Origin of the sequence: Pseudomonas sp. BGI-2 (assembly GCF_004310295.1) — a bacterium.
Classification (GTDB): domain Bacteria; phylum Pseudomonadota; class Gammaproteobacteria; order Pseudomonadales; family Pseudomonadaceae; genus Aquipseudomonas.
In genome coordinates this window covers 17088-37604 of the sequence record NZ_SISB01000026.1, presented here as the reverse complement: position 1 = coordinate 37604, position 20517 = coordinate 17088, and the positions used below count along the sequence as shown (strand labels likewise).

General features: G+C 60.3%; 22 protein-coding genes and 2 pseudogenes. 14 read left to right on the top strand and 10 right to left on the bottom strand.

The window, feature by feature from the left end:
• The first annotated feature begins 158 nt into the window (after positions 1-158).
• On the top strand, positions 159-653 hold the full coding sequence (locus tag EYC95_RS18155) for a hypothetical protein (protein ID WP_131061593.1): 495 nt from the start codon (positions 159-161) through the stop codon (positions 651-653).
• A gap of 64 nt (positions 654-717) precedes the next feature.
• On the opposite strand, the gene EYC95_RS18150 is transcribed toward EYC95_RS18155, so the two are convergent.
• On the bottom strand, positions 718-1047 hold the full coding sequence (locus tag EYC95_RS18150) for an EscU/YscU/HrcU family type III secretion system export apparatus switch protein (protein WP_131061592.1): 330 nt from the start codon (positions 1045-1047) through the stop codon (positions 718-720).
• Positions 1044-2618, bottom strand: coding sequence for a flagellar hook-length control protein FliK (locus EYC95_RS18145; protein WP_131061591.1), 1575 nt, complete (start codon positions 2616-2618; stop codon positions 1044-1046). The genes EYC95_RS18150 and EYC95_RS18145 overlap by 4 nt, the downstream gene beginning before the upstream one ends.
• 197 nt (positions 2619-2815) lie before the next feature.
• Between EYC95_RS18145 and ccmA the strand changes: the two genes are divergently transcribed.
• The 11 genes from ccmA (at position 2816) to EYC95_RS30175 (ending at position 10405) form a co-directional block, all read left to right on the top strand.
• Positions 2816-3451 carry a cytochrome c biogenesis heme-transporting ATPase CcmA gene (gene ccmA, locus EYC95_RS18140; RefSeq protein ID WP_131061590.1) on the top strand — a complete coding sequence of 212 codons (636 nt, stop codon included), beginning with the start codon at positions 2816-2818 and terminating at the stop codon, positions 3449-3451.
• A complete protein-coding gene (gene ccmB / locus EYC95_RS18135) occupies positions 3448-4116 on the top strand; it encodes a heme exporter protein CcmB (protein WP_090188533.1) in 669 nt (222 codons plus the stop codon). Before ccmA ends, ccmB begins: the two co-directional genes overlap by 4 nt.
• 76 nt (positions 4117-4192) lie before the next feature.
• Complete coding sequence (locus tag EYC95_RS18130) at positions 4193-4948, top strand: heme ABC transporter permease (protein WP_131061589.1); 756 nt, start codon at positions 4193-4195, stop codon at positions 4946-4948.
• Positions 4945-5121: a heme exporter protein CcmD gene (gene ccmD, locus EYC95_RS18125; RefSeq protein ID WP_008145547.1), complete on the top strand. Its 177-nt coding sequence runs from the start codon at positions 4945-4947 to the stop codon at positions 5119-5121. The genes EYC95_RS18130 and ccmD overlap by 4 nt, the downstream gene beginning before the upstream one ends.
• Entirely contained in the window at positions 5118-5573 is a 456-nt protein-coding gene (gene ccmE, locus EYC95_RS18120) for a cytochrome c maturation protein CcmE (protein WP_131061588.1), read from the top strand. The genes ccmD and ccmE overlap by 4 nt, the downstream gene beginning before the upstream one ends.
• Positions 5574-5576: 3 nt before the next feature.
• Positions 5577-7565 carry a heme lyase CcmF/NrfE family subunit gene (locus EYC95_RS18115; protein ID WP_131061587.1) on the top strand — a complete coding sequence of 663 codons (1989 nt, stop codon included), beginning with the start codon at positions 5577-5579 and terminating at the stop codon, positions 7563-7565.
• Positions 7562-8098: a DsbE family thiol:disulfide interchange protein gene (locus EYC95_RS18110; protein ID WP_083375996.1), complete on the top strand. Its 537-nt coding sequence runs from the start codon at positions 7562-7564 to the stop codon at positions 8096-8098. The genes EYC95_RS18115 and EYC95_RS18110 overlap by 4 nt, the downstream gene beginning before the upstream one ends.
• Positions 8095-8568, top strand: a complete 474-nt coding sequence (locus tag EYC95_RS18105; RefSeq protein WP_109628611.1) for a cytochrome c-type biogenesis protein — start codon at positions 8095-8097, stop codon at positions 8566-8568. Before EYC95_RS18110 ends, EYC95_RS18105 begins: the two co-directional genes overlap by 4 nt.
• The gene (gene ccmI / locus EYC95_RS18100; protein ID WP_131061586.1) at positions 8561-9763 is read left to right on the top strand and encodes a c-type cytochrome biogenesis protein CcmI; all 1203 of its coding nucleotides are present in this window, start codon (positions 8561-8563) and stop codon (positions 9761-9763) included. The genes EYC95_RS18105 and ccmI overlap by 8 nt, the downstream gene beginning before the upstream one ends.
• Before the next feature lie 13 nt (positions 9764-9776).
• The gene (locus tag EYC95_RS18095; protein WP_131061585.1) at positions 9777-10184 is read left to right on the top strand and encodes a hypothetical protein; all 408 of its coding nucleotides are present in this window, start codon (positions 9777-9779) and stop codon (positions 10182-10184) included.
• 80 nt (positions 10185-10264) lie between these two features.
• A complete protein-coding gene (locus EYC95_RS30175) occupies positions 10265-10405 on the top strand; it encodes a hypothetical protein (RefSeq protein ID WP_165557472.1) in 141 nt (46 codons plus the stop codon).
• Between the two features lie 84 nt (positions 10406-10489).
• Here the strand turns inward: EYC95_RS30175 and EYC95_RS18090 are convergent.
• A pseudogene (locus EYC95_RS18090) lies at positions 10490-10968 on the bottom strand (LysR family transcriptional regulator); the annotation flags it as partial.
• A 132-nt stretch (positions 10969-11100) separates the two neighbouring features.
• On the bottom strand, positions 11101-11820 hold the full coding sequence (locus EYC95_RS18080) for an SDR family oxidoreductase (protein WP_131061584.1): 720 nt from the start codon (positions 11818-11820) through the stop codon (positions 11101-11103).
• A 257-nt stretch (positions 11821-12077) separates the two neighbouring features.
• On the opposite strand from EYC95_RS18080, the pseudogene EYC95_RS18070 reads away from it, so the two are divergent.
• Positions 12078-12326: pseudogene (locus tag EYC95_RS18070) on the top strand (type II toxin-antitoxin system HicB family antitoxin); the annotation flags it as partial.
• A gap of 101 nt (positions 12327-12427) precedes the next feature.
• Here the strand turns inward: EYC95_RS18070 and EYC95_RS18065 are convergent.
• A complete protein-coding gene (locus EYC95_RS18065; protein ID WP_131061582.1) occupies positions 12428-13633 on the bottom strand; it encodes an MFS transporter in 1206 nt (401 codons plus the stop codon).
• 235 nt (positions 13634-13868) lie between these two features.
• Between EYC95_RS18065 and EYC95_RS18060 the strand changes: the two genes are divergently transcribed.
• Positions 13869-14498 (top strand): hypothetical protein, encoded by a 630-nt coding sequence (locus EYC95_RS18060; RefSeq protein WP_131061581.1) that lies wholly within the window; start codon positions 13869-13871, stop codon positions 14496-14498.
• A gap of 186 nt (positions 14499-14684) precedes the next feature.
• Here EYC95_RS18060 and EYC95_RS18050 read toward each other — a convergent pair whose 3' ends face one another.
• The 5 genes from EYC95_RS18050 to EYC95_RS18030 all read right to left on the bottom strand — a co-directional run bounded on the left by EYC95_RS18050 (position 14685) and on the right by EYC95_RS18030 (position 20395).
• On the bottom strand, positions 14685-15683 hold the full coding sequence (locus tag EYC95_RS18050; protein ID WP_131061579.1) for a sulfate ABC transporter substrate-binding protein: 999 nt from the start codon (positions 15681-15683) through the stop codon (positions 14685-14687).
• Between the two features lie 103 nt (positions 15684-15786).
• The gene (locus EYC95_RS18045; RefSeq protein WP_131061578.1) at positions 15787-16611 is read right to left on the bottom strand and encodes an ion transporter; all 825 of its coding nucleotides are present in this window, start codon (positions 16609-16611) and stop codon (positions 15787-15789) included.
• 21 nt (positions 16612-16632) lie between these two features.
• Positions 16633-17547 (bottom strand): urea transporter, encoded by a 915-nt coding sequence (locus EYC95_RS18040; protein ID WP_131061577.1) that lies wholly within the window; start codon positions 17545-17547, stop codon positions 16633-16635.
• Between the two features lie 162 nt (positions 17548-17709).
• Positions 17710-19125, bottom strand: a complete 1416-nt coding sequence (gene pyk / locus EYC95_RS18035; protein WP_131061576.1) for a pyruvate kinase — start codon at positions 19123-19125, stop codon at positions 17710-17712.
• Positions 19115-20395, bottom strand: a complete 1281-nt coding sequence (locus EYC95_RS18030; protein WP_131061575.1) for a glycerate kinase — start codon at positions 20393-20395, stop codon at positions 19115-19117. Before EYC95_RS18030 ends, pyk begins: the two co-directional genes overlap by 11 nt.
• Between the last annotated feature and the right edge of the window lie 122 nt (positions 20396-20517).

The following is a 20517-nucleotide window of genomic DNA, read 5'->3' as shown; positions in this document are numbered from 1 at the left end:
AGACCTACGACGCCTTAGTATGCTGCCTACAACTTTGTCGGATCGCGCCGACTTGTGAGAGTGGTCTGTCGTCGGTAATTTGCTCTCGGTAGCTGCACGTCGTCGGCGTGGTTTTTTTCGCCTGCTGTCAAAATAAAGTTCTGATTCCAAGGCTTTCAATGCTCGATATCCTGCGCAGCACACCGCTTTGGGTTTATGCGGTTTTTTTGATAGTGACCTATTTCGGGGGCATGGCTTGCTTTAGGAATCATGAGTCGAAAAGGTCATTGCAGATAACGCCGATGATATTTGTCGCGATCTCCCTCTCGTCCCTGGAGTTCTCGCAGGGCATCGCAATACCGTTATCGGTTTACTCGCTAGGCTTATTGGCAGGATGGTTTACGGGTCTGCGCTTCTATTCGTACAACGACGTCGAATGCGAGGGTAATCGGTTGGTGCTGGGTGGGACGATCAAGGTGCTGTTGGTGTATTGGGGCTTTTTTGCCTGGCGTTATTTCACCGGTTATCAGGCGGCCGTGCATCCTGAGCTGGCTAACGAAGTGTCGGAGGTGGCATGGTCAGCTCTGGGGGCAGGTCTCATCAATGGTTTGATAATCGGCCGTAGTTTAAGGCTTTTGCGTTTTTTTAAGCCGAGTAGCGTGTCAGCGGCGTAGTTGATAAGAAAGTTGCACGAGAGCTGATCTTGGTGTGGCCGCCGAGATCGCTATTCTCGAAATCTCAATAATCATCCCCGCGCTCAGTCACATCCTTCTCCACCGAAGGCGCCTCCGGATCATGCCCCGCCGGAAACTTGCCCTTCAGGTTCCACGCAAACGCAATAATCTCGGCAATCGTGCGGTACAACTCTTCCGGAATACTCTCCCCCAGTTCCATCCGCGCCAGCAGCTTCACCAACTCTGCGTTTTCATAGATCGGCACTTCATAATCGCGGGCAATTTTCAGAATGGCTTCGGCCAGTTCTTCGTCACCTTTGGCCGTGAGGGTAGGGGCGTGGTTGCCGTCGTATTTGAGGGCGATGGCCTGGCGTGGGGTGTTGGGGTTTCTCATGCGGTTTCGTCGACCCAGCGTTGTTCGAGGCGGGTTTGAGGGCCTTGCGGTGGCGTGCCGAGGTGGCAATCCAGATCGCCGACGTTCAGTCCGGAGTCCAGCAGACGCTGGCGCAGCGCGGCCAGATTGCTTTCAATCAGGCTGGCGGTGTACGGCCGTTCGGCCCAGAGCTGGCTGGACAGGCTGCCTCGGATCAGCTGCGCCTGAATCTGCAACGGGCCCAGCGGCTCCATGTCGAACGCCAGGTCCACGCGCCACAGTTGCTGTTTCGGCTCGCGTTCGTCCCGGCGTTCGTGCGGTTGTTCTTTTTCGGGCGCTTCTTCGCGCTGGAATTTGACCTGCAACGGCACGATGTCCTGCAGGTTGCGCATCGGGATTTCCAGCTGCCAGGTGCTGAGCAGCCGTCCATCGTCAGTGACGCCGGTTTGTTCGAGACTCGACAACTGATGGCTTTGCAGGCGCGAAACGGCCGCCGCGGCCAGACGCAGCAAATGCTCCAGATCGTTTTCACCGTCCTGGCTTTGCAGCAGCCGTTCGGGAAGCGGGAAGCTGGTGAGCAGCGGTTTGGCGCTGACCTGGCCGAGCATGCCGAGGGCGCTGCGCACGAAGCTCGGCATGGTCTGGACCAGCGTGTTGGCCGCAAGGATCGCGTTGAGATTGGTGTTGGCCGGCAATCCTGGCGTCAGTTGCGCGATCAGCTTGAGCAGATCGCCTTTCATGTCCGGCGCCAGTGTCGGGTTTTGACCGGTCAGCAGTTTCGCTTCGAGGAACAGGCCGCTATTGGCCAGTGCCTGAGCCAAACCTTTGGGCGTACTCAGTTGTTGAACGTCCGGCAAACCGGCCAGCAGTTTTTCCACGGCAACGCGCAGGTCGCTGGACGTCTGATCTGACGGTGGCAGGTTTTGCAGGACTTTGATCAAACCATCCAGCGAGCCTTGGCGGCTCTGCTGACTGACCAATTGCTGGGTGACCGCCAACTGCTCCTGACGATTGCTCAGCGGTACGAATTTCAAGGTTTGCGTGTCCTGCACCAAGGCACTCAACAAGGTACCGATGCGCAGCGGCGTCGGGCTCTCGATGCTCAGGGTGCTGCCGCTCAACGCGGTGTTGAGCAGGCTCACCATCGAGCGAAACACCGTCGGCTGTCCCGGCACCTGCGGCAGAACCTGCGAGGTCAGCACTTTGCCCTGCAACAGCGTCCCGACCGGCAATTGCGTCGTGTCGATGCGGGTGAGGGTGGCGACGCTGGACGCGATGGCTTGTTGCACCGTGATGGCCAGGTTGCTTGCTGATGGCTGAGTGATCGCCAGGTTGGTGCCTTGGGGCAGCGGCTGGGTGCTGGTGGCCTGGACTGTGGTCTGGCGGCCGCTCTCGAGGGTGACTTTGAGCAACAGTTGAAAGGTCTGATCCGCCTGCTTGAGCGACAGCACTTCGGCGTTGGCGGTCTGGCCGGGTGTGATCAGGCCCTCCATCGGCGTCAGCAGCTTGAGCAGATCGCCACTCAGCACCAATGGCCGCGAATTCGCGGGGGTGGTCTGCGGTAGCGGGAGGATGTTCATTTCGCCTGTCATACGCGGTCACAACCTGAGGAAATTGCCCTCTTGAGAGGAGGGCATGGCATGTATAATGCCGCCCCGTTGTATCCGAGGCGCTGAAAACATTTCAAATACTTGATCCAGCTCCTTAGAGCGGGCCGCCAATGCATTTATCCTGCATGTCTTTAACGGCCGCTCCACTGCCGACTTGAACCCTGAAGGCCCGTGATCTCTTGACCAGTCCAGTCCTGCAAACCGTTGCCCTCGCTTGTGAGCGAGACCTTCGGCTGCTCTTCGAAAATCTCGAATTGAGACTGGCCAGTGGCGAAATGTTGCAAATCAGCGGCCCTAACGGCAGTGGCAAAACCAGCCTGCTGCGCCTGTTATCCGGCCTGATGCAGCCGACCGCCGGTCAAGTGCTGCTCAACGGCCAGCCGCTGAACGATCAGCGCCTTGAACTGGCGCGCAACCTTTTGTGGATCGGGCATGCCGCCGGCATCAAGGATCTGCTGACGCCGGAAGAGAACCTGATCTGGCTCTGCGCCCTGCATCAACCGGCCTCCCATGAGGCGATCTGGCAGGCGCTGACTGCCGTCGGATTGCGCGGTTTCGAGGATGTTCCTTGCCATACGCTGTCTGCCGGGCAGCAACGCCGGGTAGCATTGGCGCGCTTGTACCTGGACAGTCCGCCGCTGTGGATTCTCGATGAGCCGTTCACCGCGCTCGATAAACAAGGCGTGGCGCAACTCGAAGAACACCTGGCCGCCCACTGCGAGCGCGGCGGCATGGTGGTGCTGACCACTCACCACACGCTGAGCCGGATGCCAGCCGGCTATCGCGACATCGATCTGGGGAAGTGGGGCGTATGAGTGTTTTCGGCCTGTTGGTCGCCCGTGAGGCCCGTCTGCTGTTCCGTCGTCCTGCTGAACTGGCAAATCCGCTGGTATTCTTCGCGATCGTCGTTTCACTGTTCCCTTTGGCTGTCGGACCCGAGTCTCAATTGTTGCAAACCTTGTCTCCGGGACTGGTCTGGGTCGCGGCCCTTTTATCGGTCTTGCTCTCGCTGGACGGGCTTTTCCGCAGTGATTTCGAAGACGGATCGCTTGAACAGTGGGTCCTTTCGTCGCACCCCCTGCCTCTTCTGGTTTTGGCCAAGGTACTGGCACACTGGGCCTTCTCTGGCCTGGCACTGGTTTTGCTCGCTCCACTGCTGGCATTGATGCTCGGTTTGCCAACCGCCTGTCTGCCGGTGTTGCTGCTTTCTTTGTTGCTGGGTACACCGGTGCTGAGCCTGCTCGGTGCGGTGGGCGCGGCCCTGACGGTGGGATTGAAGCGTGGTGGCCTGTTACTGGCGCTGCTGATTCTGCCGCTGTACATCCCGGTGTTGATTCTTGGCAGTGGCGCCTTGCAGGCGGCATTGCAAGGCATGCCGGCGACCGGTTATCTCCTGTGGCTTGGTAGCCTGACCGCCCTGGCGATAACCCTGACACCGTTTGCAATAGCTGCTGGCCTGAAGATCAGCGTCGGCGAATAATGAGGTCTGGTCATTTTTTGATCAGTAAAGACCCTGGCTACTCGTGACACGAGCAGCAACCGTGATGGAAACAGTAATGAACTGGACTTGGTTTCATAAGCTCGGCTCGCCCAAATGGTTTTACGGCATCAGCGGCAAACTGCTGCCATGGCTGAGCGTCGCGGCGTTGCTGCTGATTGGCGTTGGTGTAGTGTGGGGCCTGGCCTTCGCGCCGCCTGACTACCAGCAAGGCAACAGCTTTCGCATCATCTATATCCACGTTCCTGCCGCCATGCTGGCGCAGTCCGTCTACGTCATGCTGGCGGTGTGCGGCATCGTCGGGCTGGTCTGGAAAATGAAACTGGCCGACGTCGCCCTGCAATGCGCGGCGCCCATCGGTGCCTGGATGACCGCCGTGGCGCTGGTCACCGGCGCGATCTGGGGCAAGCCGACCTGGGGCTCGTGGTGGGTCTGGGATGCGCGACTTACGTCCATGCTTATTCTGCTGTTTCTGTACTTCGGTCTCATTGCGCTGGGCAACGCGATCAGCAATCGTGACAGCGCGGCCAAGGCCTGCGCGGTCCTGGCGATTGTCGGCGTGATCAACATTCCGATCATCAAATACTCGGTGGAGTGGTGGAACACCCTGCACCAGGGCGCGACCTTCACCCTCACCGAAAAACCGGCGATGCCGGCCGAAATGTGGCTGCCACTGCTGCTGACGGTGCTGGGTTTCTACTGCTTCTTCGGCGCGGTGCTGTTGCTGCGCATGCGCCTTGAAGTGCTCAAGCGCGAAGCCCGGGCCAGTTGGGTGAAAACCGAAGTGCAGAACAGCCTGGAGGCCGCTCGATGAGTTTTGCTTCATTCGGCGATTTCCTCGCCATGGGCCATCACGCCCTGTATGTCTGGTCAGCCTATGGCATCTGCCTGGCGGTGCTGGCCCTCAACGTGGCGGCGCCGATCCTGGCCCGCAAGCGGTATCTGCAACAAGAGGCGCGACGTCTGCGCCGGGAGAACGGCAAGTGAATCCGCTGCGCAAAAAGCGTCTTATCATCATTCTCGCGATCCTGGTGGGTGTCGGCGCTGCCGTCGGCCTGGCCCTGAGCGCCCTGCAGCAGAACATCAATCTGTTTTACACCCCGACCCAGATCGCCAACGGCGAAGCCCCGCAAGACACGCGCATTCGCGCGGGCGGCATGGTCGAGAAAGGTTCGCTGCAACGTTCCGGCGATTCGCTGGACGTGAAATTCATCGTCACCGACTTCAAAAAATCCGTGACCATCAGCTACCGCGGCATCCTGCCGGACCTGTTCCGCGAAGGGCAGGGCATCGTGGCGCTGGGCAAACTCAACGCCGAGGGCGTGGTGGTGGCCGACGAAGTGCTGGCCAAGCACGATGAAAAGTACATGCCGCCAGAAGTGACCAAGGCTTTGAAAGACAGCGGTCAATCTGCTCCAACGCCCGCGAAGGAGGGTTGATCGATGACATCCGCACTTTTTATTCCTGAACTCGGCCACCTGGCCATGATCCTGGCGCTGTGTTTCGCGCTGGTTCAGGCCATCGTGCCGTTGCTCGGCGCCTGGCGCGGTGACCGTCTGTGGATGAGCCTGGCCCAACCGGCCGCCTGGGGCCAGTTCGCCTTTTTGCTGTTCGCCTTCGGCTGCCTGACCTACGCGTTTATGGCCGACGACTTCTCTGTCGCCTACGTCGCCAGCAACTCCAACAGCGCCTTGCCGTGGTACTACAAGTTCAGCGCGGTGTGGGGCGCTCACGAAGGTTCGCTGCTGCTGTGGGCCTTGATCCTCGGGGGCTGGACCTTTGCGGTGGCGGTGTTCTCCCGGCAATTGCCGCAAGTGATGCTGGCCCGCGTGCTGGCAGTGATGGGCATGATCAGCACCGGTTTCCTGCTGTTCCTGATCCTCACCTCGAACCCGTTCAAGCGCATCCTGCCGCAAGTGCCCAGCGATGGCGCGGACCTCAATCCGCTCCTGCAAGACATCGGTCTGATCGTTCACCCGCCGATGCTGTACATGGGTTACGTCGGTTTCTCGGTGGCTTTCGCCTTCGCCATTGCGGCGCTGATGGGCGGTCGTCTTGATGCGGCATGGGCGCGCTGGTCGCGTCCGTGGACCATCGTCGCCTGGGCCTTCCTCGGTATCGGCATCACGCTCGGTTCGTGGTGGGCCTACTACGAACTCGGCTGGGGCGGCTGGTGGTTCTGGGACCCGGTGGAAAACGCATCCTTCATGCCTTGGCTGGTGGGTACGGCACTGATTCACTCGCTGGCGGTCACGGAAAAACGTGGCGTGTTCAAGAGCTGGACCGTGTTGCTGGCCATCGCCGCGTTCTCGTTGAGCTTGCTGGGGACCTTCCTCGTGCGTTCCGGCGTTCTGACCTCGGTTCACGCCTTTGCCTCCGACCCTGAGCGCGGCGTGTTCATCCTGATCTTCCTGCTGTTTGTGGTCGGCGGTTCGCTGACGCTGTTTGCCCTGCGCGCACCAGTGGTGAAAAGCCACGTCGGCTTCAATCTGTGGTCCCGGGAAACCCTGCTGCTGGGGAACAACCTGGTGCTGGTGGTGGCGGCGTCGATGATCCTGCTCGGCACCTTGTACCCGCTGATTCTCGATGCGATGACCGGCGCCAAGCTGTCGGTCGGCCCGCCGTACTTCAACGCGTTGTTCATTCCGTTGATGGCGTTGCTGATGATGGTGATGGCGGTCGGCATGCTGGTGCGCTGGAAAGACACCCCGGTCAAATGGCTGTTCAACATGCTGACCCCGGTGTTGCTCGGCAGTGCCGCGTTGGCCGTCGTGGCCGGCGTCGCTTACGGCGACTTCAACTGGGCCGTGATCGCGACGTTCATGCTCGCCGCCTGGGTGTTGCTTGCTGGCGTGCGTGACATCTTCGACAAAACCCGCCACAAAGGCCTGGTCAAAGGCCTGCCGACCCTGACCCGCAGCTACTGGGGCATGCAAATCGCTCACCTCGGCATCGCCGTGTGCGCCCTCGGCGTCGTGCTGTCGAGCCAGAACAGTGCCGAGCGCGATTTGCGCCTGGCGCCGGGCGAGTCCATGGACCTGGCCGGTTACCACTTCGTGTTCGAAGGCGCCAAGCACTACGAAGGCCCGAACTTCACCTCGGACAAGGGCACCGTACGGGTGATCAAGGGCGGCAAGGAAGTCAGCGTGCTGCACCCTGAAAAACGCCTCTACACCGTGCAGAACTCGGTGATGACCGAAGCCGGGATCGACGCCGGTTTCACCCGTGACATTTACGTCGCACTCGGCGAACCGCTGGGCGATGGCGCCTGGGCCGTGCGTGTCCATGTCAAACCGTTCGTGCGCTGGATCTGGTTCGGCGGGCTGCTCACAGGTTTCGGCGGGTTGCTGGCGGCGCTGGATCGCCGTTATCGGGTCAAGGTGAAAAGCCGCGTGCGTGAAGCACTGGGCATGACGGGAGCCACTGCATGAGACGTTGGTTAATGCTGTTGCCACTGGCGATTTTTCTGGTGGTGGCTGTTTTTCTTTATCGCGGGTTGTACCTGGACCCGGCCGAGTTGCCTTCGGCGATGATCGGCAAGCCGTTCCCGGCGTTTTCCCTGCCGACCGTGGAGGGCGATAAAACCCTGACCAAGGCCGACATTCTCGGCAAGCCGGCACTGGTCAACGTCTGGGCCACTTGGTGCATCGCCTGCAAGGTCGAGCATCCGGTACTGAACAAGCTGGCCCAGCAGGGCGTGACGATTTATGGCATCAACTACAAGGACGTCAACGCCGACGCGAAGAAGTGGCTGGTGGAATTCCACAACCCTTACCAGTTGGGCATCAGTGACGCGGACGGCTCGCTGGGCCTTAACCTCGGCGTGTATGGAGCGCCGGAAACTTTCTTCATTGACGCCAAAGGCATCATCCGCGACAAGTTTGTCGGGGTGATCGATGAGCAGGTCTGGCGCGAAAAACTGGCGGCCAGGTATCAGGCGCTGGTGGATGAGGCCAAGCCATGAAGCGCTGGATAGCCGCTGTTGTATTGGGTTTGAGCATGGCCGGCGTGGCGCACGCGGCCATTGACACTTATGAGTTCGCCAAAGAAGGCGATCGTGAGCGTTTTCGCGAGCTGACCAAGGAGCTGCGTTGCCCCAAGTGCCAGAATCAGGACATCGCCGATTCCAACGCACCGATTGCCGCCGACCTGCGCAAAGAGATATTCCGCATGCTGGGCGAGGGCAAGGACAATCAGCAGATTATCGACTTCATGGTCGATCGCTACGGTGATTTCGTCCGCTATAAACCCGCTCTGAATGCCAAGACCGCCTTACTCTGGTTCGGCCCTGCCGGCCTGCTGCTGGGCGGTTTTGTGATCATCGCCGTGATCGTCCGCCGTCGTCGCGTGCAACGCACTGACACCAAGGACGAGCTTTCTGCCGAGGAGCGCGAGCGCCTCGACCACCTGTTGGATAAAACCAAGAATGATTGATTTCTGGCTCGCTGCAGGTCTGCTACTTCTGGTTGCCCTGAGTTTTCTGCTGATCCCCGTTTTGCGTGGCCGTCGTGCGCAGCTCGAAGAGGATCGTACTGCCCTGAACGTCGCGCTGTATCAGGAGCGCGTGGCTGAGTTGCAAGCCGAGCAGGAAGAGGGCGTGCTCAACGCTGCGCAACTGGAAACCGGTCGCGCCGAAGCGGCCCGTGAATTGCTGGCCGATACCGAAGGCGTCGATGCACCGCGCGTGGCGCGCCTGGGCAAACCGTTGCCCTTGCTGGCGGCGATTCTGGTGCCGGTCCTGGGGTTGGGCTTGTACCTGCATTTCGGCGCCAGCGACAAAGTCGAACTGACCCGTGAATTCTCTCAGGCGCCGCAGTCGATGGAAGAGATGACCCGGCGTCTGGAGCGCGCGGTCGCGGCTCAGCCGGATTCGGCTGAAGGCTTGTACTTCCTCGGTCGCACGTACATGGCTCAGGATCGTCCTGGCGACGCGGCGAAAATCTTCGAACGCACAGTGAGCCTGGCCGGTCGTCAGCCGGAACTGCTCGGCCAATGGGCTCAGGCCCAGTACTTCGCCGATGGCAAAAAGTGGTCGGACAAGATTCAGGCGCTGACTGACGAAGCACTGAAAGCCGATCCGAAAGAAGTCACCAGCCTTGGCTTGCTGGGTATCGCAGCGTTTGAAAGCCAGCGTTATCAGGACGCCATCGACTACTGGAATCGCCTGCTGGCGCAATTGCCGCCGGAAGACAGTTCCCGTGCCGCGCTGCAAGGCGGGATCACGCGGGCGACCGAGAAGCTTGAAGCCAGCGGCGGCAAAGTCGCCCAGGCCCCAGCGGCCAAAGCGGCAGCGAAGCTTAAAGTCACCGTCGATCTGGCGCCCGAGCTCAAAGCCAAGGTCCAGCCCGGCGACAGCGTGTTCATTTTCGCCCGCGCCACCTCAGGGCCACCCGCGCCGCTGGCCGCCAAGCGACTGACCGTCGCCGACTTGCCGGCCACCGTCGAACTGGGCGATGCCGACGCAATGATGCCGCAGTTGAAACTGTCGAACTTCCCTGAAGTCCAACTGGTTGCGCGCATCTCCCGCGCCGGCCAACCGACTGCCGGCGAATGGATCGGTCGCAGCCAGCCTCTGGCCAGCAGCACCACCGCAGCGCAAAAACTGACCATCGACAGCCCGGACAAATAACAGGAAAGCCACCATGACCGCCATCGCTCGTATCACCCTTCTCAGCCTGGTTTTGGGGTTAAGCGCTTGTGCGGTCCAGCGGCCACCTGAGCAGCCAACCCCGCGACCGATCCCGCCGTCGCAGCCAAGCACCAAACCGGCGCCCTCGACGGCGCCGAGCAAACCAAGCACCCCGGCCAAACCCGCCAAGCCGCTGCCACGCACCTCCGCCAGCTTCGCGCCACCACCGGGGGGTAACAGCCATTGGGATGCCAAGCTCGGCGTTTATGTGCTTGATGATCAATCCAACACTTTCTACCGCCAACGCACCTACTACCGCTGGAACAACGGCTGGAGCCGGTCGATCAGCCCGAACGGGCCGTGGGAAGAGACTAATATCCACGGTGTGCCAGGTGGGTTGGGACGGCAATTCGGGGAGTAAAACTTTCGAAGCGGATTCAATGAGCATGTTACTTTCTAGTCAGCTTAATACCTGTAAGGCATCCGGCTATGAGGGCAGCAATGGACATTGAAAATGCGACCAACGCCGAGCTTCGCGAACTGTTGTCGCAAATTGTGATTGATCCTGTTCGTATGGAGCGTGTGGCCTCCCTCTCTTATAAACACCAACTAGGTTTTAAAAAAATACATTCTTTCAGATGATGAAAGTGGGTGTACAAGAATGCATTTTTGGCCTGATCTGGATTCAGCGCGAATGGAGGATATTCACTCCCATTGCGCTGCTTTTACGCGCCGGCACTCGGCGATTTTGCGGGCGGTGAGGCCGGAGTCGCTCTGGGCGCCCAGCCGCAGGGCGAGTCGACGCCTTCTTCGACCAGACTGACGTTGCGGTCGTCGAGCATCAGGTCGATGTTCAGGTCCGGGTTCTGATCGAGGAACGGTCCGAGGTGCGGAACGATGTGCAGTCGGCCGAAGGTCACGGTGGCGCAGATGCGCAGGTTGCCGGTGAGGCCGCTGGCGGCACCACGCGCGGCGTTGTCGGCCTCATCGGCTTCTTCGATGGCGCACTTGGCGCGTTCGAAAAAGGCCAGCCCGGCTTCTGTGGGCGTCAGGCCACGAGTCGAGCGCAACAGCAGTCGAACCGCGAGGCGCGCTTCCAGTTGCGCAATGGTTTTCGACACGGCGGGCTGGCCGATATTCAGGCGCCTCGCGGCGGCGGAAAATGAGCCGGTTTCGAAGGTTTCCATTGCACCGAGGCGGTCCATCTCACGTCCTTGTGAAGATCAAACTGTGGGGGCGGGCTTGCTCGCGAAAGGAGACTGGCATTCAACATCTATGTTGTCTGTTATGGCCTCTTCGCGAGCAAGCCCGCTCCCACAGGGGCTTTGTGTATTCAGTTAGAAGGCGGCTTTACCGATTGAAGATCCGCCGTCGACAAACAACGTTTGCCCGGTGATAAACCCGCTCTGCTCGGACAACAAAAACGCGATGGCTGCCGCGATCTCATGCGGCTGCCCCAAACGGCCCATCGGAACACCCGCCAGGTACCGCGCTTCACCTTCGCTGCCTGGCGGATTGTTGGTGCGAAACAGCTCGGTTTCAGTCGGCCCCGGCGCCACAGCGTTCACCGTCACGCCTGTTTGCGCCAGTTCCAGCGCCCAGGAACGCGTGAAGCTGATCAGCGCCGCTTTGGCCGCCGCGTACGCCGTGCGCTGGGTGATCCCGAGGACGGTCAAACTGGAAATGTCCACCACCCGGCCCCAGCCCTTGGCGCGCATGCTCGGAAGCAGCGCTTGAGTGGCCTGCAGCGCCGAATGCAGGTTGACCCGCATCACGTCGTCGAAGGTATCGAGGTCGATTTCTCCCAGCACTTGCGGACGAACCAGGCCGACGTTATTCACCAACCCATCAAATTCGTAAGTCCTGGCCAGATCCGCCAACACTTCCTGGGTCAGCGCCCTGTCGCTCAAATCCAGCGGAAACAGAATGCCGGGGAACGTCAGGTCCGGCGTTCGGGCAATCCCGACCACCCGATGCCCCGCGCGGTCCAGATGCTCGGCCACTGCCCGGCCAATGCCTTTGCTGGCACCGGTAATGAGAAAGGTACGTCGGGTCATTGCAAACTCCTTGAAAGAACATACCGCCGGGGCAGGCTGCATGTGAACGGGTCAGCCGCGAATCGCATCCAGCATCGCTTCAGGCTCTGGACGCTGAGTGTAATCCGGGTTGACCTCGGGCGTTACGAGTCAGGCGAGATCTATCCTGAGCCCGACGCGAGGGGTTCACATCCTGAAAAACATCGTGAACAGATCCAATCCGGTTTCTATGGTGCAGTGGCGCTCCATTAAGTTGAAGATTTGCTGGAGGTACCGCTGTGCACTATCCAATCATTATCGAGTGGGGAGATGAGAGGACTGCGACAGGTATTCAAATACCAGATATCCCGGGTGCTGTGACTGCCGGTGATACGTTCGAGGAGGCGTACGACGCTGCCATCGAAATTGCGCAGATACTTCTGCAACAAATGGAGACGCATGGGCTGGATATTCCGGTGCCAACATCGGTTAGCGAGCATCGAGGCAATCCGGAGTTTTCAGGTAAAGGCTGGGGAATGTTGACGATTTAAAGTGCGGAGCATCTGTTGCTCGACATTCACGAGCAAGCCAGATTCCTGTGGGAGCGTGCGGTGCGGCGATCCGACTTGCACGCGATGCTTTTTATGACTCAAGCGGTCGCCAGCGAACGCTTTTCCGAAACACTCAAAAACCGCAACAACGCCAACAGCGCAAATGCACTGCCCACAATCACGATCCACAACCAGCCGCCATGCTCATACACCGCGCTGGCCACCGACGAACCAAAGGCGCCGCCGATGAAGATGCTGGTCATGTACAACGCATTCAAGCGGCTGCGGCTTTTGGCGTCGAGGGCGTAGACCGCACGTTGGCCGAGGACCATGTTCATCTGTACGCAGAAGTCGAGCACCACGCCGGTGACCGCGAGGCCGATGACGCTGTAGACCGGGTGGATGAACGCAGGCAGGAAACTCAGGCTGGCGAACAGCAGGGCCAGCAATGAGGCGATGCGGGTGTGGCCGGCATCGGCCAGTCGACCGGCAATCGGCGCGGCGATCGCACCGATGGCGCCGACCAGGGCGAAGATCGCGATCTGGGTTTGTGACAAGCCATGATTGCGCGCCAGTTCCAGGGGCACGGCAGTCCAGAACAGGCTGAAGGTGGCGAACATGCAACCCTGGTAAAACGCGCGCTGACGCAACACCGGTTGTTGGCGCAACAGCGTCCACAGAGAACCGAGCAACTGGCCATAAGTAGCGCTGTGATCAGGCTGGCGCTTTGGAATTGTCAGCGCCAGCACCAGGCTGATCGCGGCCATCAGTACCGCCGCGATCACAAACATCGCGCGCCAGCCGAAGTGGTCAGCCACCACGCTGGACACTGGCCGCGCTAACAGAATCCCCAGCAGCAAACCGCCCATGATCCCGCCGACCACCCGACCGCGTGACTCTTCCGGCGCGAGGTGCGCGGCCAGCGGAATCAGGATCTGCACCGACACCGAGCTGAAGCCCACCAGCAACGAGATCAGCAAAAACACATTCGGCTGATCGGTGAACGCCGCGCCCAACAGGCTGGCAATCGCCACCACGGTCGTGATGATCATCAAGCGGCGGTTTTCCAGCAGATCACCCAGCGGCACCAGGAAGAACAGACCCAGCGCGTAACCGATCTGGGTCAGCGAAACGATCAGGCTGGCCATGGTGCTGGTCAGGCCAATGTCCGGGGCGATCAGGCCGATGATCGGTTGGGCGTAGTAGATGTTGGCCACAATCGCGCCACAGCAAAAGGCGAACAGCATCACCATGCCTTTGGTCATTGTCGCGGCGCCGTGGGGCACCTGAGTCGCTGGGTTCATAACGTGTCTCGCTGAACAGAAGGGAATGCGCGCAGGCTAAAGAGGTATCGGATTCGGCAGAAGAGGGATTGGAGTGATAGCAATCATTCCTTTGCGGAATGAGTGAGGGACATGGGTGATGTCCATCGACGAACCTTGCGTCAAAATATTGAGGTCCGATGATACATTCACTTACATCCTGTTCGATAGCGTGCTTATGTTCTCTCTTCACGTTTCCTGAACGGAAGGCACTTCCATGAATGCGATGTTTCGTCACCTTATACGCAGCGCTTCAGTTGTTACCCTGGTTGGCTTGTTCACGGCGGGACTGGTCCAGGCCGCCGACGCGCCGGGCATGCGCATCGGTGTGCGCGGCGAGATCACCGGCGTCAGCCCCAATGTATTGAAAGTCCACGTCAACAGCGGCGAAAACGTGGTGATCAACCTGACCAACGACACCAAGGTCCGCGCCGTTACCTTGGCCAATATCGAAGACATCAAACCGGGCAGCTACATTGGTTCGGCGGCCATTCCACAAGACGACGGCACCTTGAAGGCGCTGGAAGTCCACGTCTTTCCACCGGAGCTGGCGGGCAGCGGCGACGGGCATCGGCCGTTCGATCTGGTCAAGGGCAGCAGCATGACCAACGGCAGCGTGGGTGATCTGGTGGTCAGCAATGGCCGGGTGTTGACCGTCAACTACAAGGGCGGGCAGCAGAAGATCCTGGTGCCGGAAGATGTGCCGATCGTGAACCTGATACCGGGGGATCGCAGCTTGCTGAAGGTGGGCGTGAAGATCGTGACGTTTGTTACCCAAGGGGCGGACGGGACGCTGACGGCGCAATCCATTTCGGCCGGGAAGGATGGCGTTACACCACCGATGTAGGACCTGGCCCCAACCTCTGTTGATCGTTCCCACGCTCTGCGTGGGAATGCCTCAACGGACGCTCTGCGTCCGCTTCTGGGACGCGGAGCGTCCCGGGCTGCATTCCCACGCAGAGCGTGGGAACGATCAGTCAGCGGCCACAAAAAAGGCGACCTTCTCAGGTCGCCTTTTTGTTGGGCTCAGGAATTACTGCCCGCTGTAAATCTGATCAAAGATCCCACCATCATTGAAGTGGGTCTTCTGCACAGTCCGCCAGTCACCAAAGGTCTTCTCAACCGAAAGAAAATCCACTTTCGGGAACCGATCGGTGTACTTGGCCAGCACCGCCGGATCACGTGGACGCAGGTAGTTGGCCGCAGCAATTTCCTGACCTTCCGGCGACCACAGGTACTTCAGGTACTCCTCGGCCGCCGCTCGAGTGCCTTTCTTGTCGACGGTTTTGTCCACCACCGACACGGGCGGCTCGGCTTCAGCGGAGACGCTTGGGTAGATCACTTCAAACTGATCACGACCAAACTCGCGGGCAATCATTTCCGCTTCGTTTTCGAAGGTCACCAGCACATCACCGATCTGGTTGGTCATGAACGTGGTGGTGGCTGCACGGCCACCGGTATCCAGCACCGGCGCTTGCTTGAACAGCTTGCCGACGAAGTCCTTGGCCTTGTTCTCGTCACCGCCGTTTTTCAGCACATAACCCCAGGCGGACAGGTAGGTATAACGCCCGTTACCCGAGGTCTTCGGGTTCGGCACGATGACTTGCACGCCATCCTTGAGCAGGTCTGGCCAGTCTTTCAGGGCTTTCGGGTTGCCTTTGCGCACGATGAACACGGTGGCCGAGGTGAACGGCGCGCTGTTGTTCGGCAGGCGGGTGACCCAGTTTTCCGGGACCAGTTTGCCGTTGTCCGCCAGGGCATTGATGTCGGTGGCCATGTTCATGGTGATGACGTCAGCCGGCAGGCCATCGATCACCGAACGCGCCTGTTTGCTGGAGCCGCCGAAGGACATTTGCAGCGTGATGTTCTCGTTGTGTTCCGCTTGCCAGTGTTTCTGGAACGCAGTGTTGTAGTCCTTGTAGAAATCTCGCATCACGTCGTAGGAAACGTTGAGCAGGGTCGGTGCGGCCTGAGCCACGCTGGTCAGTGCCAGGCCAGCGGCCAGAAGTGAGGCGCCAAAAAGTTTTTTCACTGCGCATTCCTTGTTCTAGAAGTTTTTATTTAGAAAGTGGGGCAATTTGCGAGCGACTATAGCCGGGCTCGCATAGTCCTTTAAAGATTAAAAAGTACTGTGCTTATTCCAGTTTCTTGAACAGCTGATTGCCACATCGCGAGCAAAATGCCGCGCCGTGTTCGTGGTTGTTTTTCTTGCACACCGGGCAGTCGTGTTGCAGTTGTTCGCCACGCATGGCGTTGGCCAGTTCGGCGGTAAAAATTCCCGTGGGCACGGCGATGATCGAGTAACCGGTGATCATCACCAGCGACGAGACCACCTGGCCCAACGGGGTCTTCGGCACGATGTCGCCGAAGCCCACGGTGGTCAACGTGACGATGGCCCAGTAGATGCCTTTGGGAATGCTGGTGAAGCCATGTTCCGGGCCTTCGATCACGTACATCAGCGTGCCGAACACCGTCACCAGCGTGCAGACGCTGACCAAAAACACCACGATCTTCTGCTTGCTGCCGCGCAGCGCCGACATCAGATAGTTGGCTTGCTTGAGGTATGGGCTGAGCTTGAGCACGCGGAAAATCCGCAGCATCCGAATGATTCGGATGATCAGCAGGTACTGCGCATCGGCGTAATACAGCGCCAGGATGCCGGGCACAATCGCCAGCAAATCCACCAGCCCATAAAAGCTGAATGCGTAGCGCAACGGCTTGGGCGAGCAGTACAGACGCAAGCCATATTCAATGGCGAAGATGATGGTGAAGCCCCACTCGATGTACGCCAGTACGTCGGCGTAGTTCTTGTGGACCGTGTCGATGCTGTCGAGCATCACAATCACAATGCTGGCGAGGATGATCAACAGCAGGATGCCGTCGAAGCGCCGCCCGGCCTTGGTGTCGCTCTGGAAAACCATGACGTAAAGGTCTTCACGCCAGTTTTTGCTGCTGTCCATGGATACCGCCTGAACCAATGATCAGCGAAGCCTAGGTTGATTCTCCTCCAGAGTGCAAGGCGTACGGGCGACCGTGGTCTTGCCGAGCATTTGAACAACCGAGCGGATCAGCCAGCAGGAGAGGATGAACGGCGCGGTCAGCGTTGGCAGACCGATGGCGGCAAACACCGGCGTCAGCAACAGCGCTGATGCAATACCGATCAGCGGCAGCCAGAGCTTTTGGCGCTGCGAGCTGAAGGCGAGGGCGGCAAGTACGGCGTTATAGCCACCGAGACCGATCAATGCGCTATAGAAGTCGTGATGCAGCAGGCTCCAGCCCATGCCTGCGACAGACGCCAACAACGCCCAGCAGAATGCGCGGCGATCAGCGATCAGCAAACCCACGGCAATCATTGCACCGGCCAGCGGATGACCGAGGAACATCACCTGACCGAGGCCTTTGAGTGGTGCGGCGAGCATGTTCAGCGTATTGATTTCGATCAGGTGCGCAGTTGTCGAGGGCGTGGCGAAGCACAGTAACAACCAGCCCAGCCCCACGAAGGGCGCCGTATAGGCAGGCAGGTATTGGCTGACCCGGACGCGTTTGAGCCACTGTTGAGTGAACATCGCACTCAGTCCACCCGCAGCGATAATCAGCGGCGGCAACAGCGCGGACCAGGGGAAATACAGGCTCAGCAGCAGGCCGAGCAAGACACCGTTGTAACTGAACAGCCCGGCCTGGCGGTCGGCCTTGGCATAGTTTCGGCGTTGCGCGGTGAGCAAACCGGCGACACCGCCCAGCAGCGCACCGCCGAGCAGGGTGGGCGCGGTGAAAAGAATCGCCAACAGGCACAGCAGACCGCACAGCGGATGGCGCTGGAGGAAGATCTGGCTGAAGCCGTTGAGCAGGGCAGTCGCCCAGTCGGGGCAGTGGGTGTTGAAGTGGTTGGCAGGCATGGCAGTTCTGAAAGTCAAAGGGAGCGAGTCGGTCGAGCGCGACCCCGGCTGATCGCCAGCAGGCTGGCTCCCACACTGAATCTCAGTTCACTCTTGATTCCGTGATCGACACAAAACCAATGTGGGAGCCAGCCTGCTGGCGATGAGGCCGGTATGGGCGCTCTAGATCAATGTCTCGATACGCAACGAGTTAGTCGACCCCGGCTGCCCAAACGGCACACCCGCCGTGATCAACAATGTGTCCCCGCGCTGCGCCATACCCTGCGCCTGCGCAATCTCCAGCGCCGTCGAACACACTTCATCCACCTGCCGCAGCCGATCATTGACCACCGAATGCACGCCCCACGCCACGGTCAAGCGGCGCGCCGTCTGCAGGTTCGGCGTCAGGTTGAGGATCGGCACCGTCGGCCGCTCCCGTGCCGCACGCAAACTCGATGTCCCCGACTCGCTGTAATTCACCAACACCGCCACCGGCAGCACATTGCTGATGCGGCGGATCGCACAGCTGATCGCATCAGAAACAGTCGCCTCAGCCTTCGGCCGGCTCACGTCCAGTTGCGCCTGATAATCCGGACCGTTTTCCACCTGGCGAATGATCTTGCTCATCATCTGCACGGCTTCCAGCGGGTACTCGCCGGACGCGGTTTCGGCCGACAGCATCACCGCATCGGCCCCTTCGGCCACGGCATTGGCCACATCAGTCACTTCGGCGCGGGTCGGGGCAGGTGAGAAGCGCATCGATTCGAGCATCTGCGTCGCCACCACCACCGGTTTGCCGAGTTCGCGGCAAATGCTGATGATGTTTTTCTGAATCTGCGGCACGCTTTCGGCCGGCACTTCCACGCCCAGGTCTCCGCGAGCGACCATGATCGCGTCGCTCAACTCGGCGATTTCCCGCAGTTGAGTCACCGCCGATGGCTTCTCGATCTTGGCCATCAAAAACGCTTTGTCGCCGATCAGTTCGCGGGCTTCGCGGATGTCTTCCGGACGCTGCACGAACGACAGCGCGACCCAGTCCACACCCAGCTCCAGACCGAAGCTCAAGTCGCGACGATCCTTGGCGGTCAGCGGGCTCAACTCCAGCACCGCTTGCGGCACGTTCACACCTTTGCGGTCCGAGAGTTCACCGCCGTTGAGCACGGTGGTGTCGATCGCGTCGGCGTACTTGGTGACCACGCGAAGGCGCAGCTTGCCGTCGTCCAGCAGCAGGTCCATGCCGGGCTCCAGCGCGGCGATGATTTCCGGGTGAGGCAAGTTGACCCGGCGCTCATCACCCGGCGTCGGGTCGAGGTCCAGGCGCAGGGCCTGGCCGCGATGCAGTTGCACCTTGCCTTCAGCGAACTTGCCGACCCGCAGTTTCGGGCCTTGCAGGTCCATCAGAATGCCCAGCGGGTAATTCAGCTGGCGCTCGACTTCACGAATCCACTGATAACGCTGAGCGTGGTCGGCGTGATCGCCGTGGCTGAAGTTCAGGCGAAAGATGTTGACCCCGGCCTGGACCAGCTCACGGATGTCGTCGATCCCGTCGGTGGCAGGGCCGAGGGTGGCGAGGATTTTAACCTTCTTGTCAGGCGTCATTTTTTGGGCTCTCGATGATCAGGATGGCGCGGAAGTCGTTGACGTTGGTGCGGGTCGGTTCGGTGACGATCAGTGCGTCCAGCGCCTCGAAATAACCGTAGCCATTGTTGTTGTCCAACTCGTCGCTGGCGCTCAAACCGAGGGCGGTGGCGCGGGCGTAGCTGTCCGGGGTCATGATGGCGCCGGCGTTGTCTTCAGAACCGTCGATGCCGTCGGTGTCACCGGCCAGGGCATAGACGCCGGGCAGGCCTTTGAGGCTGTCGGTGAGGCTGAGCAGGAATTCGGCGTTGCGTCCGCCACGGCCATTGCCGCGCACGGTGACGGTGGTTTCGCCGCCCGACAAAATTACGCACGGCGCCGCCAACGGTTGGCCGTGAAGGACCACTTGCCGCGCGATACCGGCGTGAACCTTGGCCACTTCGCGGGATTCGCCTTCCAGGTCACCGAGGATCAGCGGGCTGAAACCAGCCTGACGGGCTTTCACCGCAGCCGCTTCAAGCGATTGCTGAGGGCGGGCGATCAACTGGAAATGGCTGCGCGCCAGGCTCGGATCGCCGGGTTTGACCGTCTCCGATTCCGGGCTCTGCAGCCAGTTGCGTACCGAGGCCGGAACGTCGATGCCGTAACGCTTGAGAATCGCCAGGGCTTCGGCCGAGGTGCTCGGGTCGGCCACGGTGGGGCCGGAGGCGATGACCGTGGCGAGGTCGCCCGGCACATCGGAAATCGCGTAGGTATAAACAGTGGCGGGCCAGCAGGCCTTGCCGAGGCGACCGCCCTTGATCGCCGAGAGGTGCTTGCGCACGCAGTTCATCTCGCCGATGGTGGCGCCGGATTTGAGCAGGGCTTTGTTGATCGATTGCTTGTCGGCGAGGGTGATGCCGGCCGCCGGCAATGCCAGCAGGGCAGAACCGCCGCCCGAGAGCAGGAAGATCACGCGGTCGTCTTCGGTCAGGTTGCTGACCAGTTCCAATACGCGTTTTGCGACGGCTAGACCGGCCGCGTCAGGCACCGGGTGAGCAGCTTCGACGACTTCGATTTTTTCGCACGGGGTGCCGTGACCGTAACGTGTCACCACCAGACCGGACACTTCACCCTGCCAGCAACGCTCGACGACCTGGGCCATGGCCGCGGCGGCTTTGCCGGCGCCGATGACGATCACCCGACCGCTGCGATCGGCGGGCAGATGGGCTTCGAGGACTTGCTGCGGATGGGCCGCGTCGATGGCTGTGGCAAACAGCTCGCGCAGGAATTGTTGCGGATTGACCGACATGGCGGGCTCCCGGATTTCTTGTTATTCGAAGGGCAACACAGATCACTGTTGATCGTTCCCACGCTCTGCGTGGGAATGCCTCAATGGACGCTCCGCGTCCGCTTCGGCAGGGACGCGGAGCG

Bases quoted from the DNA above. Each gene is read 5' to 3' on its own strand.
- EYC95_RS18155 (WP_131061593.1), top strand. From the start codon at position 159: ATGCTCGATATCCTGCGCAGCACACCGCTTTGGGTTTATGCGGTTTTT.
- EYC95_RS18150 (WP_131061592.1), bottom strand. From the start codon at position 1,047: ATGAGAAACCCCAACACCCCACGCCAGGCCATCGCCCTCAAATACGAC.
- EYC95_RS18145 (WP_131061591.1), bottom strand. From the start codon at position 2,618: ATGACAGGCGAAATGAACATCCTCCCGCTACCGCAGACCACCCCCGCG.
- ccmB (WP_090188533.1), top strand. From the start codon at position 3,448: ATGAGTGTTTTCGGCCTGTTGGTCGCCCGTGAGGCCCGTCTGCTGTTC.
- EYC95_RS18130 (WP_131061589.1), top strand. From the start codon at position 4,193: ATGAACTGGACTTGGTTTCATAAGCTCGGCTCGCCCAAATGGTTTTAC.
- ccmD (WP_008145547.1), top strand. From the start codon at position 4,945: ATGAGTTTTGCTTCATTCGGCGATTTCCTCGCCATGGGCCATCACGCC.
- EYC95_RS18115 (WP_131061587.1), top strand. From the start codon at position 5,577: ATGACATCCGCACTTTTTATTCCTGAACTCGGCCACCTGGCCATGATC.
- EYC95_RS18110 (WP_083375996.1), top strand. From the start codon at position 7,562: ATGAGACGTTGGTTAATGCTGTTGCCACTGGCGATTTTTCTGGTGGTG.
- EYC95_RS18105 (WP_109628611.1), top strand. From the start codon at position 8,095: ATGAAGCGCTGGATAGCCGCTGTTGTATTGGGTTTGAGCATGGCCGGC.
- ccmI (WP_131061586.1), top strand. From the start codon at position 8,561: ATGATTGATTTCTGGCTCGCTGCAGGTCTGCTACTTCTGGTTGCCCTG.
- EYC95_RS18095 (WP_131061585.1), top strand. From the start codon at position 9,777: ATGACCGCCATCGCTCGTATCACCCTTCTCAGCCTGGTTTTGGGGTTA.
- EYC95_RS30175 (WP_165557472.1), top strand. From the start codon at position 10,265: ATGGACATTGAAAATGCGACCAACGCCGAGCTTCGCGAACTGTTGTCG.
- EYC95_RS18080 (WP_131061584.1), bottom strand. From the start codon at position 11,820: ATGACCCGACGTACCTTTCTCATTACCGGTGCCAGCAAAGGCATTGGC.
- EYC95_RS18065 (WP_131061582.1), bottom strand. From the start codon at position 13,633: ATGAACCCAGCGACTCAGGTGCCCCACGGCGCCGCGACAATGACCAAA.
- EYC95_RS18060 (WP_131061581.1), top strand. From the start codon at position 13,869: ATGAATGCGATGTTTCGTCACCTTATACGCAGCGCTTCAGTTGTTACC.
- EYC95_RS18045 (WP_131061578.1), bottom strand. From the start codon at position 16,611: ATGGACAGCAGCAAAAACTGGCGTGAAGACCTTTACGTCATGGTTTTC.
- EYC95_RS18040 (WP_131061577.1), bottom strand. From the start codon at position 17,547: ATGCCTGCCAACCACTTCAACACCCACTGCCCCGACTGGGCGACTGCC.
- pyk (WP_131061576.1), bottom strand. From the start codon at position 19,125: ATGACGCCTGACAAGAAGGTTAAAATCCTCGCCACCCTCGGCCCTGCC.
- EYC95_RS18030 (WP_131061575.1), bottom strand. From the start codon at position 20,395: ATGTCGGTCAATCCGCAACAATTCCTGCGCGAGCTGTTTGCCACAGCC.